At 69.3% G+C, this 16,944-nt stretch carries 16 protein-coding genes; 2 read left to right on the top strand and 14 right to left on the bottom strand.

Features of this window, described 5'->3' with window-relative positions:
* Window positions 1-37: 37 nt before the first annotated feature.
* The 3 genes from ACUZ2Y_RS28560 to dapB all read right to left on the bottom strand — a co-directional run bounded on the left by ACUZ2Y_RS28560 (window position 38) and on the right by dapB (window position 2,166).
* Window positions 38-886: a helix-turn-helix transcriptional regulator gene (locus ACUZ2Y_RS28560; protein WP_476324678.1), complete on the bottom strand. Its 849-nt coding sequence runs from the start codon at window positions 884-886 to the stop codon at window positions 38-40.
* A gap of 66 nt (window positions 887-952) precedes the next feature.
* A complete protein-coding gene (locus ACUZ2Y_RS28555) occupies window positions 953-1,390 on the bottom strand; it encodes a hypothetical protein (RefSeq protein ID WP_476324676.1) in 438 nt (145 codons plus the stop codon).
* A gap of 2 nt (window positions 1,391-1,392) precedes the next feature.
* Window positions 1,393-2,166, bottom strand: coding sequence for a 4-hydroxy-tetrahydrodipicolinate reductase (gene dapB, locus ACUZ2Y_RS28550; protein WP_476324674.1), 774 nt, complete (start codon window positions 2,164-2,166; stop codon window positions 1,393-1,395).
* Window positions 2,167-2,309: 143 nt separating this feature from the next.
* On the opposite strand from dapB, the gene ACUZ2Y_RS28545 reads away from it, so the two are divergent.
* Complete coding sequence (locus tag ACUZ2Y_RS28545; protein ID WP_476324672.1) at window positions 2,310-3,506, top strand: RNA-guided endonuclease InsQ/TnpB family protein; 1,197 nt, start codon at window positions 2,310-2,312, stop codon at window positions 3,504-3,506.
* A gap of 22 nt (window positions 3,507-3,528) precedes the next feature.
* Here ACUZ2Y_RS28545 and ACUZ2Y_RS28540 read toward each other — a convergent pair whose 3' ends face one another.
* The 9 genes from ACUZ2Y_RS28540 to ACUZ2Y_RS28500 all read right to left on the bottom strand — a co-directional run bounded on the left by ACUZ2Y_RS28540 (window position 3,529) and on the right by ACUZ2Y_RS28500 (window position 13,935).
* The gene (locus tag ACUZ2Y_RS28540) at window positions 3,529-4,902 is read right to left on the bottom strand and encodes a M16 family metallopeptidase (RefSeq protein WP_476332118.1); all 1,374 of its coding nucleotides are present in this window, start codon (window positions 4,900-4,902) and stop codon (window positions 3,529-3,531) included.
* A 32-nt stretch (window positions 4,903-4,934) separates the two neighbouring features.
* Window positions 4,935-7,181: a polyribonucleotide nucleotidyltransferase gene (locus ACUZ2Y_RS28535; RefSeq protein ID WP_476324670.1), complete on the bottom strand. Its 2,247-nt coding sequence runs from the start codon at window positions 7,179-7,181 to the stop codon at window positions 4,935-4,937.
* A gap of 254 nt (window positions 7,182-7,435) precedes the next feature.
* Complete coding sequence (gene rpsO, locus ACUZ2Y_RS28530; RefSeq protein WP_091371089.1) at window positions 7,436-7,705, bottom strand: 30S ribosomal protein S15; 270 nt, start codon at window positions 7,703-7,705, stop codon at window positions 7,436-7,438.
* 105 nt (window positions 7,706-7,810) lie between these two features.
* Window positions 7,811-8,308 carry a 2'-5' RNA ligase family protein gene (locus tag ACUZ2Y_RS28525; protein ID WP_476324668.1) on the bottom strand — a complete coding sequence of 166 codons (498 nt, stop codon included), beginning with the start codon at window positions 8,306-8,308 and terminating at the stop codon, window positions 7,811-7,813.
* Window positions 8,305-8,775, bottom strand: coding sequence for an XRE family transcriptional regulator (locus ACUZ2Y_RS28520; protein WP_476324666.1), 471 nt, complete (start codon window positions 8,773-8,775; stop codon window positions 8,305-8,307). Before ACUZ2Y_RS28520 ends, ACUZ2Y_RS28525 begins: the two co-directional genes overlap by 4 nt.
* A gap of 70 nt (window positions 8,776-8,845) precedes the next feature.
* A complete protein-coding gene (locus tag ACUZ2Y_RS28515) occupies window positions 8,846-9,796 on the bottom strand; it encodes a bifunctional riboflavin kinase/FAD synthetase (protein ID WP_476324664.1) in 951 nt (316 codons plus the stop codon).
* Between the two features lie 503 nt (window positions 9,797-10,299).
* Window positions 10,300-11,208 carry a tRNA pseudouridine(55) synthase TruB gene (gene truB, locus ACUZ2Y_RS28510; RefSeq protein WP_476324662.1) on the bottom strand — a complete coding sequence of 303 codons (909 nt, stop codon included), beginning with the start codon at window positions 11,206-11,208 and terminating at the stop codon, window positions 10,300-10,302.
* A gap of 11 nt (window positions 11,209-11,219) precedes the next feature.
* Complete coding sequence (locus ACUZ2Y_RS28505) at window positions 11,220-12,581, bottom strand: MFS transporter (RefSeq protein ID WP_476324660.1); 1,362 nt, start codon at window positions 12,579-12,581, stop codon at window positions 11,220-11,222.
* 61 nt (window positions 12,582-12,642) lie between these two features.
* Complete coding sequence (locus ACUZ2Y_RS28500) at window positions 12,643-13,935, bottom strand: MATE family efflux transporter (RefSeq protein WP_476324658.1); 1,293 nt, start codon at window positions 13,933-13,935, stop codon at window positions 12,643-12,645.
* A gap of 64 nt (window positions 13,936-13,999) precedes the next feature.
* Between ACUZ2Y_RS28500 and ACUZ2Y_RS28495 the strand changes: the two genes are divergently transcribed.
* On the top strand, window positions 14,000-14,512 hold the full coding sequence (locus ACUZ2Y_RS28495; RefSeq protein ID WP_476324656.1) for a CGNR zinc finger domain-containing protein: 513 nt from the start codon (window positions 14,000-14,002) through the stop codon (window positions 14,510-14,512).
* A gap of 461 nt (window positions 14,513-14,973) precedes the next feature.
* Here the strand turns inward: ACUZ2Y_RS28495 and ACUZ2Y_RS28490 are convergent, their stop codons facing one another.
* Together ACUZ2Y_RS28490 and ACUZ2Y_RS28485 are read right to left on the bottom strand one after the other, a co-directional pair.
* The gene (locus ACUZ2Y_RS28490) at window positions 14,974-16,074 is read right to left on the bottom strand and encodes an ABC transporter ATP-binding protein (protein ID WP_476324654.1); all 1,101 of its coding nucleotides are present in this window, start codon (window positions 16,072-16,074) and stop codon (window positions 14,974-14,976) included.
* Between the two features lie 18 nt (window positions 16,075-16,092).
* Window positions 16,093-16,905 carry a carbohydrate ABC transporter permease gene (locus tag ACUZ2Y_RS28485; RefSeq protein ID WP_476324652.1) on the bottom strand — a complete coding sequence of 271 codons (813 nt, stop codon included), beginning with the start codon at window positions 16,903-16,905 and terminating at the stop codon, window positions 16,093-16,095.
* Window positions 16,906-16,944 lie beyond the last annotated feature (39 nt).

Genomic DNA, 16,944 nt, shown 5'->3' with positions numbered 1-16,944 from the left:
ACCAGCCCTCTGCCGTGCCTACCCCTGACAGTGCCAGTCAGATCTGGGCGTGCGAGCCGGCCCGCCCCAACAGCCGCAGCGCCGCCTCCGGCCCGCTCCCCGGCGCGGCGCTGTACATCAGCACTCGGTGCGCCGAGTCGTCCGGCAGTTGGAAGACCTCGAACTGAAGGTCCATCCGCCCGACGGTCGGGTGGGCGAAGACCTTGGTGCCGGACGTGCAGTTGAGCACCGGATGCCGCGACCACAGCGCGGAGAACCGGGTGCTCTTCATGGACAGCTCACCGATCAGCTCGGCCAGGTGTCGATCATCGGGATGGCGGCCCGCCACCAAGCGCAACGACGCGACCGAGCGTTTGGTCTCCTCTTCCCACTGCGGGAACAACTCGCGCGTGTGCGGATCGAGGAAGAGCATGCGGGTCAGGTTCGGCCGGGTGTCCACCGAAGTGGGACTCTCGACGGCGTAGTGGCTTGCCAGCAATTCGTGCCCCAGCGGATTCCAGGCCAGGACATCACTGCGCCGATCCATCACGACGGCCGCGACACCCTCCATCCCCGCGATCAGCTGCACGACGCCCGACCGGGCCGCTTCCGGCCGCGCCGCGCGCCGCTTGCGCCGGGTGGGGCGTGCGACATCACGCAGGTGCGCGGTCTCGTCGTCGTCGAGCCGCAGCGCGCGGGCGATGGCGTCGAGCACATCGTCGGAGGCGTTCTGGCTCTGCCCCTGCTCAAGGCGGGTGTAGTAGGTGATGCTGACCCCGGCCAGCTGCGCCAGCTCCTCCCGCCGCAGCCCAGGCACGCGCCGCGCGCCGAACGACGTCAAACCCACGTCGGCCGGAGTCAGCCGGGCCCGGCGGGTGCGGAGGAAGTCGCCCAGTTCGGTGCTCATGGACTCAGTATCCCGGCCGTTCGCGCGCTGAGCCTGACCCTGTCAGTGCCACCTGAGCGACCCCGCTCAGGGCGCCAGTTCGAGGGCTTTGCGCATGGTTTCCCGGGCTCGTCCTCGGTCGCCCGCGACGTCGTAGGCGACCGCCAGGCGGTACCAGCAGCGCCAGTCCTCCGGGGAGGCTTCGACCTCCGCGCGGCGTTCCTCGAACCAGGCGTCGGCGGCGGCGCGGTCGACGCGGCCTGAGGGCATGCGTGGGAGGTCTGAGGTGTCCGGGAGGCCGTCCTCGGCCTGCAAACGCTTGCCCAGCTCGGATGTGCGCATGCCGAACCGGATGGTCGACCACGCCACCCAGGCGCCGACGATCGGCAGGAGCAGGACGCCGACGCCGAACGCCACGGCCACGGGTGAGCCGTCACGGAACAGGGCCACTGCCCGGCCGCCGAGTAGCACGAAGTACAGGACCAGGACGGCGGTCAGGATCAGCGAAACCGTGCGCGCGGACACGGCTAGATGTCGAGCAGGTTCTCGAGGCCCACGACGAGACCCGAGTGGTCGAGGATGGCCCGCACACCGTGCAGCACGCCCGGCATGAAGGACTTGCGATCGAGCGAGTCGTGCCTGATGGTCAGCGTCTCGCCTTCGCCGCCGAAGAGGACTTCCTGGTGGGCGACAAGGCCGCCCAGGCGCACCGAGTGGACCCGGATGTCGTCGACCATGGCGCCGCGGGCGCCGTCCGGGTCGGACGTGGTGGCGTCCGGGATGGGCTTCATGCCCGCCGCCTCACGGGCCCGCGCGACCAGGCGCGCGGTGTGCGCGGCGGTGCCGGAAGGGGCGTCGGCCTTGCGGTTGTGGTGCAGTTCGATGATCTCGACGGTGTCGTAGTACTTCGCGGCCTGCTGAGCGAAGCGCATGGACAGCACGGCGCCGAGGGCGAAGTTCGGGGCGATGAGCACGCCGAGTTCGGGCTTGGGCTCCAGCCACTGCTTGACCGTGGCGATCTTCTCGTCGCCGAAGCCGCTGGTGCCGATGACGCTGCGAATGTCCTGGTCGATGCAGAACCGCAGGTTGTCCATCACCACGTCGGGGTGGGTGAAGTCGACGACGACCTCGGCGCCCGCGTCGGCGATGTCGAACATCCAGTCGCCGGTGTCGACCATGGCGACGACTTCCATGTCACCGGCCGCTTCCACGGCCCGGCACACCTCGGCGCCCATCCGCCCACGCGCGCCAAGAACACCCACGCGGATGGGGTTGTCTTCCGACCTGACGGACTTCGTCACCGGGACCTCCCGAGGATGCTCCGGCGTTCACGCCGGTGAGGAATCGGGAGTGGGAGGGCCGCCAAGGCCCGTGGGTGTCCTGGCCTGTCGGGTGTCAACTCTGTCTCCTGGTTTTGTCGGTGGCGGTCGCTAGGTTGATCGGCATGTCCCGGTTCCGTCTCCAGCCGACCCCCGCCCAGGAGCGGGTGTTGTTGGAGCATTCCGCCCATGCCCGGTTCGTGTGGAACCTCGCGGTCGAGCAGCACGCCCACTGGCGGCCGGGTCGCAAGGCCGCGCCAGGATATGCCGAGCAGTGCCGTCAGTTGACCGACGCGCGGGCGGCGAACCCGTGGTTGGCCGCTGGGTCGGTCGTCGTGCAGCAGCAAGCGTTGAAGGATTTCGGCCAGGCGATGGCGACCTTCTTCGGCCGAACCCACCGTCGACCGACCTGGCGCAGCCGCGGGCGGGGCGAAGGGTTTCGAATCGTGGCGGTCAAACCAGCCGATGTGCGCCGGGTTTCCCGCAAGGTGGGCGAAGTGAAGGTGCCCAAGGTCGGCTGGGTGAGGTTCCGCTGGTCGCGAGCGGTCGCCGACGGTGTGAAGTCCTACCGGGTCACCCGCGACCATGCTGGCCGCTGGCACGTGGCGTTCGCCTTGGTGCCCAAACCCATTCCGGCACCCGGCACCGGCGACATGGTGGGTGTGGATCGCGGTGTGGTGGTGTCGGCGGCCCTGTCCACCGGGGAACTGCTGAACGCGCCCACCCTGCGCGACAGCCAGAAGGCGCGGTTGCTGCGGTTGCAGCGCAAGCTCGCCCGTGCCCAACGCGGCTCCAACCGGCGCGGCAAGGTCAAGGCGGCGATCGCGAGGCTCAAGGCCCGCGAAACCGACCGGCGCAAGGACTGGGTGGAGAAGACCAGCACCCGCCTGGCCCGGGAGTTCGACGTGATCGCGGTCGAAGACCTCAAGATCGCCAACATGACCCGGTCGGCGAAGGGCACGGTCGAGGCACCAGGCCGGGGTGTGCGGCAAAAGGCCGGCCTTAACCGTGGCATCCTCGCCAACGGGTGGGGACTGCTTATAACCCGGCTGGAGCAGAAGGCCCCGGGCCGGATAGTGAAGGTCGACCCGCGGTTCACCAGTCAGCGTTGCTCGGCATGTGGGGTCGTGGATCGGGAGGCGCGCGAGAGCCAAGCCGCCTTCCGGTGCCGATCCTGCGGCTTCGCCGCCAACGCGGACGTGAACGCGGCACTGAACATTCGACGCGCGGCAGGGCATGCCGTGACTGCACGGGGAGGCCCACCGTTGGATGAGCCTGCGAACCGTGAACCTCAACACGACGGCCGCCTCCTCGTGGGGTAGTCGCTGTTGGAATCCCCGGCCTTCAGGCGGGGGAGGAAGTCAACTCGTGCAACTCGACCGGAACGTCGTCGGCGTGATCGTATGGGCCGACGACAGCCGCGGCGAGCGGCCGGGTCAGCAGTTCGCGGGCGAGCTTCGCCACGTCCTCGGCGGTGACCGCCGCGATGCGGTCCAAGGTCTGCTCGACCGACAGGTAATCCGCGTACGCCAACTCGCCCTTGCCGATGCGGGACATGCGGGAGCTGGTGTCTTCCAGGCCCAGGACCATCCCGCCGCGGAGCTGCCCCTTGCCGCGGGCGACTTCCTCGTCGGTGAACCCGTCCTTGGCGACCTGGCCGAGCACGTCGCGGATGACGTTGGCGACCTCGCCGAGCCGCTCGGGCTGGCATCCCGTGTAGACGGACAGGTGGCCGGTGTCGGCGTAGGACGCCACCGACGAGTACACCTGGTATGCCAGCCCGCGCCGCTCCCGGACTTCCTGGAACAGCCGCGAACTCATGCCGCCACCGAGCGCCGCGTTGAGCACGCTGAGGGTGAATCGGCGATCGTCGTGGCGGTCGATCGCGCGCACGCCGAGCATCATGTGGACCTGCTCGGTGTCGTCGGTGTGCAGCACCAGCCTCGACGAGTTGCCGATGCGGGCGCGGCCCGCGCGCGGGGCGACCGGCGACTTGTCGCCGGTCAGCCGCTCGCGCAAAGCCTTGCGCACCAAGGAAAGCACCTGGGTGTGGGTGACGTTGCCCGCGACCGCGAGCACCATCTTCGGCATCGTGTAGCGACGCCGGTAGAACCCGTTGAGCGCCGTGCGGGTCATCCCCGTGATCGACTCCTCGGAGCCCAGCACCGGCCGCCCCAGCGGGTGGTCGGCGAGCAGGGCGCTGCAGAACGCGTCGTGCAGCAGGTCTTCCGGGTCGTCATCGCGCATGGCGATCTCTTCGAGGACGACGCCCCGTTCGGTCTCCACGTCCGCCTCGGTGCACAACGCGTCGAAGACGACGTCGGACACCAGGTCCATGGCCAGCGGCAGGTCCTCGTCGAGGACGTGCGCGTAGTAGCAGGTGTGCTCTTTCGCGGTGAACGCGTTGAGCTCGCCGCCGACGGCGTCGATCTCCTCGGCGATCTGCGCGGCCGTGCGCTTCGCGGTTCCCTTGAACAGCAGGTGTTCCAGGTAGTGCGCGGCACCGGCGACAGCGTTCGGCTCGTCGCGCGAGCCGACCTGCACCCAGATGCCGACCGACGCGCTGCGCAGACCGGGCACCCGCTCGGTGATCACCCGCAGGCCGCCGGGCAGCAGCGTGCGCTTGACCTCGGCGTCGGGGGTGTTCTCCAGGGTGACCGTGCTGCCGGGCTTCTGCAGGTGGCCTTGGACCTTTGCGGAACGGCCGCGAGTGCTCAGGAGAGCACTCGCGGCCGCCGTGGAGCCTTTACTCACTGGGCGGGAGCCGCCTCGGCAGCCTCGGCCGGAGCGTCGGTGGCGGGAGCGGCCTCAGCGGCGTCCTCACCCACGACGATCAGGCTGATCTTGCCGCGCTGGTCGATGTCGGCGATCTCGACGCGGAGCTTGTCGCCCACCGAGACGACGTCCTCGACCTTGTTGATGCGCTTGCCGTTGCCCAGCTTGGAGATGTGGACCAAGCCGTCCTTGCCCGGGAGCAGGGACACGAAGGCGCCGAACGCGGCGGTCTTGACCACCGTGCCCAGGAACCGCTCGCCCACCTTCGGCATCTGCGGGTTCGCGATGGCGTTGATCATGCCGATCGCCGCCTCGGCGGACGGGCCGTCCGCGGCACCGACGTAGATCGTGCCGTCATCCTCGATGGAGATGTCGGCGCCGGTCTGCTCGGTGATCGAGTTGATCATCTTGCCCTTCGGGCCGATGACCTCGCCGATCTTGTCGACCGGGATCTTCACGCTGGTGACCCGCGGGCTGTACGGCGACATCTCGTCCGGGCCGTCGATGGCCTCGGCCATGACCTCCAGGATCGTGTACCGGGCGTCCTTGGCCTGGTCGAGCGCCTTGGCCAGCACGTCGGACGGGATGCCGTCGAGCTTGGTGTCGAGCTGCAGCGCGGTGACGAACTCCTTGGTGCCGGCGACCTTGAAGTCCATGTCACCGAAGGCGTCCTCGGCGCCGAGGATGTCGGTCAGCGCGACGTACTCCGTCTTGCCGTCGACCTCGTCGGACACCAGGCCCATCGCGATACCCGAGACCGGAGCCTTGAGCGGCACACCGGCGTTGAGCAGCGACAGGGTGGACGCGCAGACCGAGCCCATCGAGGTCGAGCCGTTGGAGCTCAGGGCCTCGGAGACCTGGCGGATCGCGTAGGGGAACTCGTCGCGCTTGGGGAGAACGGGCATGAGCGCCCGCTCGGCCAGCGCGCCGTGGCCGATCTCGCGGCGCTTCGGCGAACCGACGCGACCGGTCTCACCGGTGGAGAACGGCGGGAAGTTGTAGTGGTGCATGTAGCGCTTGTGCGTCTCGGGGGACAGCGAGTCGATCTGCTGCTCCAAGCGCAGCATGTTCAGCGTGGTGACACCCAGGATCTGGGTCTCGCCGCGCTCGAACAGCGCCGAGCCGTGGGCGCGCGGGATGAGCGCGACCTCGGCGGACAGGCCGCGGATGTCGGTCAGGCCGCGGCCGTCGATGCGGACCTTGTCGCGCAGGATGCGCTGGCGGACCAGCTTCTTGTTCAGCGAGCGGAACGCCGCGCCGATCTCCTTCTCGCGACCCTCGAAGGCACCGCCGGTGACGGCGCCGACCTTCTCCAGGCACAGGGCCTTGACCTCGTCGATGCGGAGCTCGCGCTCCTGCTTGGCGCCGATGGTCAACGCCTGCGCGAGCTCGTCGCTGACGGCCGCCGCGACGGCGTCGTAGGCGTCGGGCTGGTAGGCCGGGTAGGTCGGGAACTCACCGGTCGCCTTGGCGGCGTTGGCGGCGAGCTCGGCCTGCGCGTCGCACAGGACCTTGATGAACGGCTTGGCGGCCTCGAGGCCCTGGGCGACGACCTCTTCGGTCGGCGCGGTGGCGCCCTCGGCGATCAGGTCGATCACGTTGTCGGTGGCCTCGGCCTCGACCATCATGATCGCGACGTCATCGTTGACCACGCGACCGGCGACGACCATGTCGAAGACAGCGGTCTTGAGCTGCTCGTAGGTCGGGAACGCGATCCACTGGTCCCCGACGAGCGCGACCCGGACAGCGCCGATGGGGCCCGAGAAGGGCAGCCCGGCGAGCTGGGTGGACGCCGACGCGGCGTTGATCGCCACGACGTCGTAGAGGTCCTGCGGGTTGAGCGACTGGACGGTGATGACGACCTGGATCTCGTTGCGGAGACCGTCGACGAACGACGGGCGCAGCGGGCGGTCGATGAGCCGGCAGGTGAGGACGGCGTCCGTGGACGGACGGCCCTCACGGCGGAAGAACGCGCCGGGGATGCGACCCACGGCGTACATGCGCTCTTCGACGTCCACGGTCAGCGGGAAGAAGTCGAAGTGCTCCTTCGGGTGCTTCGACGCGGTCGTCGCCGACAGCAGCATGGTCTCCTCGTCGAGGTAGGCCACGACACTGCCCGCGGCCTGTCGGGCCAGGCGGCCCGTCTCGAATCGGATGGTGCGCGAGCCGTACTTGCCGTTATCGATGACGGCTGTCGACTCGTGCACGGTGTTTTCAGTCATGTATTCGGTACTCCTCGTATGCGAGCCAGCGCGCAACCCGAGCACGGGCGCGGTTCGGACGAGGCCGGTCTTCGATCGAAGTCCTCGGGGCCACACGACACTCCCTGTGTCGGTCGGCTGTACCCGGGAACCACTACCGAGGACCGGCGAACTTGGTCCCGTGGTGCGCGGCGTGCTGGCTCTGTTGTGTTCTGCGTCTTTGTTGAGTTTTGGGTGGGGGGAGTGGCCGGATGGCCACTCCCCCCAAGGTCAAGCTATCGGCGCAGGCCGAGTCGCTGGATCAGCGACCGGTAGCGCTCGATGTCCACCTTCGTCAGGTAGTTGAGCAGCCGACGGCGACGGCCGACGAGCAGCAGCAGACCACGACGCGAGTGGTGGTCGTGCTTGTGCATCTTGAGGTGTTCGGTGAGGTCCTTGATGCGCTTGGTGAGCAGCGCGATCTGGGCCTCGGGTGATCCGGTGTCCGAGTCGTGCACGCCGTACTCGGTGAGGATCGTCTTCTTCTGGTCGGTGGACAGAGCCACTCGTCAACTCCTTGTTCGATGTCCCGTGCGGCCCGAGCTGGGAATTCTCACTCGGGTGAGTCGGTACCGGCCGCCACGGACTGCAGCCGGACCCAATCACCAAGGTTAGCAGGTAGGCCTCGGTTGCTCCGCGTGGAGCAGCCTGACCTGGCCGATCGGCGTGTAGACCGGCCCGCGCTCGCTCGTGAAGAGGACGAGTTCACTCGGGGTCCACTCGGGGCCGGTGTAGTCGTCGAGGCCCAGCTGGACCTGCTGGTCTTTGGGCCACCGGGCGATAGTCACGTGCGGGATGTAGTCCTCGGGGCTGCGACCGGCCGCCGCGACGAGCGCGGGGAGGGCGCCGTCGGCCTGGACTCCGATCCAGCCGACTCCGGGGAACGTTCCCGACCCGCGCAGCCTAAGGCGCGGCGCGGGCAGTGTCATGTCGATTTCTTCAAGGGCGGCGACACGGGCTTCGAGGTCGTCTTCGCCGTGGAAGACGACGGTGATGTGCCAGGTGTCGCGGCCGAGCGATTTCACGCCCGCCGGAAGTTTCGGCAGGTGGTCGGCCAGATGGTCGGCGACCGGGTCGGGCAGGGGGAACGCGGTGAAAAGCCTGGTCATATTCGCTTTCCGGCGTGCCGGAGCAGCTCGGCGAGCTCGGGGAACCGGCCGTCGAGCGCCGCGGCGGCCTCGGTGAGATGGTCGGACGGGATGAGCCTGCGCAGCGCCATGATCGCGCTGCGGCCGACGTCGACGGGCAGGTTGTCCCTGGTCACGGCGGGCTTGGAGGAGCGGACGTCGTCCAGCGCGCGCTGCAGTGCCTCGCGGCGGCCGGAGGCGACGTCGGGGGTGAGGATCTTGCGTTCGAGCATGATCAGCCGGGCGAGGACGGCCGGGTTGCCGATCTTGGCGCGGCGGCCGCTCATGACCTGGCTCAGCATCGGGGCGCTGATGCCCAGCACGTCGGCGAGGCTGGCCTGGGAGACGTCGAAGGCGACCACGAGTCTGCGGACGCGGTCGCCAAGAGGCTCCCCATACCACTCCCGCTGCAGCGCGATGTTGCGCTGGACGATCTTGTGGTCCTCCACGTTCGCCTCTCTCTTGACGTCTGCCCGCGGTTATCTTGCCAGGCTCATACGACGCTCGTGGGCGAATCGGTTACTCGGTGTCAAGGAGCTCGCGGGTGCGGGCGACGTCGAGGTGCATCTGCTCGACCAGGGCCGCCGACGTGGGGTACTTCTCCATGGCGCGCAGCCGCTCGACGAAGTCGATCGCGACCCGCTGCCCGTAGAAGTCCTCGTCGACGTCGAGCACGAACGCCTCGACCCGGCGCTCGCGGCCGGAGAAGGTCGGGTTGGTGCCGACGGACACCGCGGCGGTCAGCGGGCCGCGGTTGGCGCTGTTGAGCAGGGTGAACTGGCACGCGTAGACACCGTCGGCGGGCACGGCGGCGAAGCGTGGGGTGGAGAGGTTGGCCGTGGGGAAGCCGAGTTCGTGGCCCCGGCCGTCGCCGCGCACGACGATGCCTTCGAGCCGGTGCGGACGTCCCAGCGCGGCCTGCGCGGCCCGGACGTCACCGGCGTCGATGCAGGCGCGGATGTAGGTGGAGGAGAAGGTGATCTCGCCACTGGAGTCGGCGGTGACCAGCTTGGCGCCCTCGGTGGAGAACCCGAAGCGGTGGCCGAGCTTGGTCAGCAACTCGACGTTGCCCAGCGCGCGGTTGCCGAAGGTGAAGTTCTCCCCCACGACCACGGCGGCGATGTGGAGGCGCTCGACGAGCACCTCGTGCACGAACTCCTCGGCGGTGACCTTGGACAGCTCTGGGGTGAAGGGCAGGACACACAGGGCGTCCACGCCGAGGCTCTCGACCAACTCGGCCTTGCGCCGCAACGTGGTGAGCTGAGCCGGGTGGCTGCCGGGCCGGACCACTTCGGACGGATGCGGGTCGAAGGTCACCAGGACGCAGGGCAGACCCCGGTCATGGGCGATCTCGACCGCCCGGCTGATCAGCTCCTGATGCCCCCGGTGCACCCCGTCGAACACGCCGATGGTCGCCACACAGCGACCCCACCCGCTCGGAAGATCCTCAAGTCCGCGCCATCGCTGCACAGTTCCACCCTAGTGGCTCTTGATAACCGCGCCACCGTGTCCCGCCCCACCCCACACAATCGCGAGTCCCCCACCCGCGAGTCGCCCCTCCAGGCAAACGAGTCGCCCCTTCCGGCAAGCGAGTTCGACATTCAGGCCGGTGACCGATCGCCACCGGCGAACGCTGCAGGGACCCGAAGCCAGTTCGCAGAAATCCTGGGCCGACCAGCACAGGTGGTCTCAAGATCATCGCTGGAGGAAAGAGATCACGCGCGAGTCCGCAGCGCAGATCTCCGCCGCGTTGGGCAGCACCCGCGGTACTGGCTGCCGCACCAGGACCAGCACCACCTGTGGAAACCGCCGCCACCACCGGCCGGAGCACCGGCACCAGGGCCGCCCCACCGGGACCGCCGCGGTAGCCACCGGGACCGCCGCGGATGCGCGAATGTCGAACTCAGTTGCCGGAAGGGGCGACTCAGTGGCCGGAAGGGGCGACTCGTTTGCCTGGAGGGGCGACTCGCGGACTAGGGGACGTTGAGGACGACCAGGGCGCGGGAGGTGGTGCCTTCGTCGGTGCCGAGGGCGATGGCCTTGCCTGCTGGGTCGAAGATGCCGTAGGTGCCTTCGATGCCGGCGGCGGGGAGCTTGCGGCCGTGGGCCAGGGCGGTGGTCTCGGCCTTGCCCAGGTCGCGCCGTGGGAAAGCCGCGGCGACGGCGCCCTCCATGTCCAGGGACAGGGCCGGGTCGGTTTCCAGCTGCTCCAGCGTGCGCGCCAGGCGCAGGTCGAACGGGCCGACGCGGGTGCGGCGCAGCGCGGCCAGGTGGCCGCCGACGCCGAGGGCGGTGCCCAGGTCTCGGGCCAGGGCACGCACATAGGTGCCGGAGGAGCAGTCGACCATCACGTCCAGGTCGATCCCGTTCTCACCGCGCTGGGTGCCGAGCAGGTCGAAGCGGAACACCGTGACCGGGCGGGCCGGGATCTGGACGTCCTCACCCGCGCGGACCCGGGCGTAGGCGCGCTTGCCGTCGATCTTGACCGCGCTCACCGAGCTGGGCACCTGCTCGATCGCGCCGGTCAGCGCGGCGATGCCCGCCGCGATGGCCTCGTCGGTGACCGCCGCCAAGGCCGCCGGGACGGGTTCGCCGAGGAATTCGCCTTCGGCGTCGTCGGTGGTGGTGGCGGCGCCGAGGCGGATGGTGGCCAGGTAGGTCTTGCGGTCGAGGGCGAGGTGGCCCAGCAGCTTGGTGGCCCGCTCGACCCCCAGCACCAGGACGCCGGTCGCCATCGGGTCGAGGGTTCCGGCGTGGCCGACCTTGCGGGTGCCGATGATGCGGCGGACACGGGCGACGACGTCGTGCGAGGTCATCCCGGGTGCCTTGTCGACGACAAGGAGACCGGGGGCGACGGGCTGGCGCTGACTGGGGCGAGACACGAGCGGGAATCCTATGACGACGCTGAATCCGCGTGCGCCCGGATGTCCCAGGAGCGACGCCGAATCACAACTGGCACCAATTCGCCACGGGCGTCCGCGGCCAGGACAGCGGCCCGGGCACGCCGCCACCAGACGCCGGTGCGCCACGCGCCGAAGAGCAGCATCACCGCTATGGCAAGGAAAGCGACGCGGAAAGCAGCCGCGTCGGCTTGATTGGAGTCGCCACCGAGGAGCAGTCCGATGGCGAGGGTGGTGACGGTGATCGCGAAGAAGCCGCCGACGTTGACCACCCCGCTGGCCGTGCCGACGCGCATGATCGGGTTGTAGTCGCGGGCGAGCGCGAACCCGACCGCGGACAGCGGCCCACCGATGGCGATGAAGCCGAACGCGACGGTCACCAGCGGCGCCGGGACGACCCCGCCGGGCCAGCCGAGCAGCACCGCCCACACACCCACCGAGATGGCGATGTACGCCGCGACGAGCGGCACGCGCAGCTCGGGCTTGCGGCCGGTGACCTCGCCGATGACCGGGCCGGTCACGCCCGCCATCACCACGAGCAGGCTCAGCACCCCGCCCGCGGCGGCCTCGGACATGCCCTGCGCCTTGACCAGGTACGGGAATCCCCACAGCAGGCCGAGCACGGCGGGGGCGAACATCGTGGAGAAGTGGACCCAGAACCCCAGCCGGGTGCCGGGTGTCTGCCAGGCCCGCCGAACCTGGTCGACCACTTCGGACAGGTTTGTCGCGGTGGAGCGGTGGACCGGGGCGCCCTCGGGGGTGTCGCGCACCCGCCAGGCCACGACCGCGGCGTACGCCATGGTGACCATGCCGGTGACGGCGAAGGTCCAGACCCAGCCCGCGTGCGCCAGGGCGAAGGTGAGCGGGACGGTCGAGGCGAGGTTGCCGACCGTGCCCAGGGCGGCGGTGACGGCGGTGACCGTGGCGTAGCGGCGCGGCGGGTAGTAGGCGGCGACGAGGCGCAGGACGCTGACGAAGGTCATCGCGTCACCGAACCCGAGCACGCCGCGCGCGGCCAGGGCGATGCCGTAGGACGGGGCGAGGGCGAACAGGAGCTGACCGAGTCCGATGAGGACGGCCGCCGCGGTCAGGGTGCGGCGCGGGCCGAAGCGGTCGACGAGCAGGCCGGTGGGGATCTGCATGGCGGCGTAGACGCCGATCTGCAGGACGGTGAACACGCCGAGGGCGGCAGGCCCGATGCCGAAGCGGTCGGCGGCCTGCAGGCCCGCCACGCCGAGGGAGGTGCGGTTGAACACCGCCAGGAGGTACACCGTCGCCGCGGTTGCCCAGATCACCAGCGCGGTGCGCGTGGTGCCCGACACAGCGGCTCTCCCGTCCTCGCGAATGGTCTCCACCAGTGTGTCCTGTTGAACCGAAAGATTGTTAGCCTAGCTAACCGTGTTCTCTATCACAGTCCTAAGTGGACGCTCCGACGACGGCCCAGCGGCCCGCCCGGACTCGGACCAGGATCGTGGCCAGGCGGATCACCATGAACAGACTCAGGCCCGTCCAGATGCCGACCAGACCCCAGCCCAGCGCGTGCGAGATCCAGACGAGCGGGAGGAATCCGATGATCGCGGAGGCGAGCGTCGCCGTGCGCAGGAAACGCGCGTCACCCGCGCCGAGGAGCACACCGTCGAGCGCGAACACGACGCCCGCGATCGGCTGCAGGGCGACGAAGAACCACCAGGCGTGCGGGATCTCTTGCAGGACAATGGAATCCGTCGTGAACGCGCGAGGCAGCGGGCCGGCGAGCGCGGCGAAGACGACACCGAGCGCGGAGCCGAAGACGAGCCCGTAGCCGGTGAGTTTGCGCGCGAGAACCTTGGCGCGCTTGTCATCCCCGGCGCCGAGCGCCGCGCCCACAAGGGACTGCGCGGCGATGGCGAGCGAGTCGAGGACCAGGGCGAGGAACGTCCACAGCTGGAGCACGACCTGGTGCGCGCCGACCGCGCCGACGGAGGTCCGCGCGGCCACCGCGGCGGCGGAGACGAAGCAGGCCTGGAAGGCGAGGCTGCGCAGGATGAGGTCGCGGCCGAGGACCAGTTGGGCGCGCATGATCGTGAGGTGCGGTCGGCGTTCCACGCGTTCCAATAGGAGCGCGCGCAGGAATAGCGCGCCGGCCAGGAGTTGCCCGGCGACGTTGGCGACCGCTGAGCCGTCGAGGCCCCAGTCGAGCCCGTGGACGAGGAACGGGCAGAGGACGGCGGAGGTGGCGTTGCCGGCGAGGACGTATCGCAGGGGCCGACCGGTGTCCTGCACGCCGCGCATCCAGCCGTTGCCCGCGAGGGTCACCAGGATCATCGGGACGCCCAGCAGGGCGATGCGCAGCCAGCCGGTGGCCGCGTCGGCGAGTTCGCCCGGCCCGGCCAGGGCCCGGGCGATGGGACCGGCAAGGAGCTGGCCGACACCGATGATCACGACGCCGACGGCCAGCGCCAGCCAGGTGGCCTGGATCCCTTCGGCCACCGCGTCGGCCCGCCTGCCGGCGCCGTGGAGCCGGGCGGCGCGGGCGGTGGTGCCGTAGGACAGAAAGGTCAACTGGGTCGAGAGTTGGGCGAGGACGATCGCCCCGACCCCCAGCGCCCCAAGCTCCATGGCCCCGAGGTGACCGACGACGGCGGTGTCGACGAGCAGGTAGAGCGGCTCGGCGGCCAGCACCGGCAGCGCGGGCAGGGCGAGACGCAGCACTTGACGCAGGTCTCGCATGGTCCACCGTCCGGTAAGGTGTGGGAACGTGTTTTGCACCTGACAGTAGCCGTAAGGACCATCCGTGGACAACGCTGATTACCTAGACGTGGCCCTCCGGCTCGCCAACGCCGACCTGAGCGACCTGTCCGGGTTGCGGGCGGCACTGCACGACGAACCTTGGTGGTCTTCGCGAGCCACTTCTTCGGACGTCACCACCCTCCGCGAAGTCGCCGCGACGATCCGCGCGACGCTGGACGCGGCGGTGCGTGGGAATGGGGAGGCGGTGCTCACGTCGGTGAACGGGCTGCTGGCCGAACACCCGCCGCGTCCCCGGGTCTCCGGGCACGGGTCGGGCGGGTGGCACATCCACGTGGCCGACCCGGACGCCTCCCCCGCCACCGAGGTGGCTGCCGCTTCGGCTTGGGGGTTGGCCCAGGCGATCGTGCGGCATCCGTTGAGCCGGTGGGGGCATTGCGCGGCTGAGGGGTGCGGGAACTACTACCTGGACAGCTCGACCAACCAGGCGAAGCGCTTCTGCTCGCCTCGGTGCGCGAACCGGGTACATGTGGCGGCGTTCCGGTCGCGCCACCGGTGATAGATGGCCTGTTACAAAACGCGGTCCGCCGACGACTCCTGGTGACACGACGTGACGAGGAGCCTTGATGACGGATGAGCACGCTCCAGCCTGGCCGGTCTCCGAAGTGGATGGTGCCGTGATCGACGCGACCATCGCCACTGTCGTCCCCGTCGCACTGGTCGGCGCTCAAGTGGAATCGCACCGCGCGGGAACAGCATCGCCCGGCGATCCGACGGTTCAACAAGCTTCTGGAGGACTTGGTGGAGCCCGGCACCTGCGACAGGCGCAGAGGTAATCCGTCAACGAGGGCGTCGAGTGGATTCCGAAGAAGCGATCAAACGCCGTGTCCTCGAAGAGTTGTGGCGCGCGAAGGCCGCTACTTCTCCAGTTGGGCGCCGAGGTCCTCCGGGCCGACATCTCCTGAAAACGCGTGAGTCCCCGGTTCCGTGCGGCACCGGAACCGGGGACGCACACCGCGACTAGTCCGGCAGACGCTCGCCGGTCACCGCGTCGAACAGGTGGACCGCACCCGGATGCGGAGCGAGGGCCAGCCTCTCGCCCGGCCGCCACGGGGACATTCCGGGGGTGCGCACGGTGATGGAGTGCGGCGCGTCCGGGGAGTCCGTGGGGTCGATCTGCGGGGTGGCGGCCGAGCAGTACAGGTACTGGTCGCTTCCCAGTTCCTCCACCACGTCCACCGTCGCGTCGATGCCCTCGGCGACGATGGTCCAGCCCTCGGGGCGGACGCCGACCACGACCTTGTCCGACGTCAGTTCCGCGCGCTGGGCCCGGGTCAGCGGGATCGGGCGGCCACCGACGGTGGCGCTCTCGCCGATGACCGTGGACGGGATCAGGTTCATCGCGGGCGAGCCGATGAACCCGGCGACGAACAGGTTGGCGGGCCTGCCGAACAGGCCGACGGGGGTGTCGCACTGCTGCAGCACGCCGTCCTTGAGCACCGCCACCCGGTCGCCCATGGTCATGGCCTCGACCTGGTCGTGGGTGACGTAGATCGTGGTGACACCCAGCCGCCGCTGCAGGGACGCGATCTGGGTGCGGGTCTGCACTCGCAGCTTCGCGTCCAAATTGGACAGTGGCTCGTCCATGCAGAAGACCTGTGGACGCCGCACGATCGCCCGACCCATGGCCACTCGCTGACGCTGGCCGCCCGACAGCTTGGCGGGCTTGCGGTCCAGGTACGGCGTCAGGTCAAGCAGTTCCGCCGCCTCGCGGATGCGCTCCTCCCGCTCCGACTTGGCCATCTTCGAGATCTTCAGGTGGAAGCCGATGTTCTCCGCCACCGTCATGTGCGGGTACAGCGCGTAGTTCTGGAACACCATCGCGATGTCCCGGTCCTTCGGCGGCAGGTTCGTGACGTCGCGCGACCCGATGCGGATCGCTCCCCCGTCCACGCCTTCGAGGCCCGCGAGCATCCGCAGGGTGGTCGACTTGCCGCAGCCCGACGGGCCGACCAAGACGAGGAACTCGCCGTCGGCGACCTCCAGGTCGAGGTTGTCCACCGCGGGTTGCGGATTGCCCGCGTAGTACCGCGTGGTGGAGTCGTAGGTGACCGTTGCCATTTCTCTCCCTAGTGGACGCTATTTACCGGCGCCGAGGGTCAGGCCGGTGATGATCCGGCGGGCCAGCAACAAATACAGCACAAGCATCGGCAGCACGACGATCGCGACACCCGCGATCAGGCCGCCGTACTCCGACTGGTAGCTCGCCGCGCCGTAGAAGGAGAACAGCGCGCGGGCGAGGGTGAAGTTGGCGTTCTCGTTCAAGAACACCAACGCGAGCAGGGTTTCGTTCCACAGGCCGATGGCGTTGAGGATCAGCGCGGTGATCAGGCCGCCGCGGGCGAGCGGCAGCATGATCGAGAAGAACGTGCGCAGCGGTGAGGCGCCGTCGATGGACGCCGCCTCCTCCAGTTCGTCCGGCAGGGAACGGAAGAACCCGGTCAGCAGGAACACCGTGAACGGGATCGACAGCGCCACATAGACCAGGAACATGCCGAACAGGCTGTTCGTCAGGTTCAGCTTGGCCATCCCGATGAACAGCGGGATCACCACGGTCTGGAACGGAATGCCCATGCCGATCGCGATGAAGTTGGTCAAGCCGTTGGATCCCCGCACGCCCAGGCGGGTCAGCGCGTACGCGGCAGGGGCCGAGACCAGGACGATCGCCACGGACGAGACCGCGACCAGCACCACGGTCACCAGGAACGCCCGGCCGAAACCGGCGTTGTTCCAGGCATAGATGATGTTGCGGAACGGGTCGCCGCGCTCGAACCACTGGTACGGCAGGGCGAACGGCTTGGTGAAGATCTCGATCGGCGTCTTGAACGTGGCCGTCAGCAGCCAGTACAGGACCAGGATGTTGAACGCCGTGAACAGCCAGACGAACGCCATTCCCAGCAGCCGCAACGGACTCAGGCCCCGAGACCCCGG

The organism is Actinokineospora sp. UV203 (assembly GCF_056323665.1).
The sequence above is the reverse complement of the archived record's forward strand: the minus strand, read 5'-3'. Positions and strand labels throughout refer to the sequence as shown.

Bases quoted from the DNA above. Each gene is read 5' to 3' on its own strand.
- ACUZ2Y_RS28525 (WP_476324668.1), bottom strand. From the start codon at position 8,308: ATGACCAGGCTTTTCACCGCGTTCCCCCTGCCCGACCCGGTCGCCGAC.
- ACUZ2Y_RS28490 (WP_476324654.1), bottom strand. From the start codon at position 16,074: ATGGCAACGGTCACCTACGACTCCACCACGCGGTACTACGCGGGCAAT.
- ACUZ2Y_RS28500 (WP_476324658.1), bottom strand. From the start codon at position 13,935: ATGCGAGACCTGCGTCAAGTGCTGCGTCTCGCCCTGCCCGCGCTGCCG.
- ACUZ2Y_RS28560 (WP_476324678.1), bottom strand. From the start codon at position 886: ATGAGCACCGAACTGGGCGACTTCCTCCGCACCCGCCGGGCCCGGCTG.
- ACUZ2Y_RS28535 (WP_476324670.1), bottom strand. From the start codon at position 7,181: ATGACTGAAAACACCGTGCACGAGTCGACAGCCGTCATCGATAACGGC.
- ACUZ2Y_RS28545 (WP_476324672.1), top strand. From the start codon at position 2,310: ATGTCCCGGTTCCGTCTCCAGCCGACCCCCGCCCAGGAGCGGGTGTTG.
- ACUZ2Y_RS28485 (WP_476324652.1), bottom strand. From the start codon at position 16,905: ATGGCGTTCGTCTGGCTGTTCACGGCGTTCAACATCCTGGTCCTGTAC.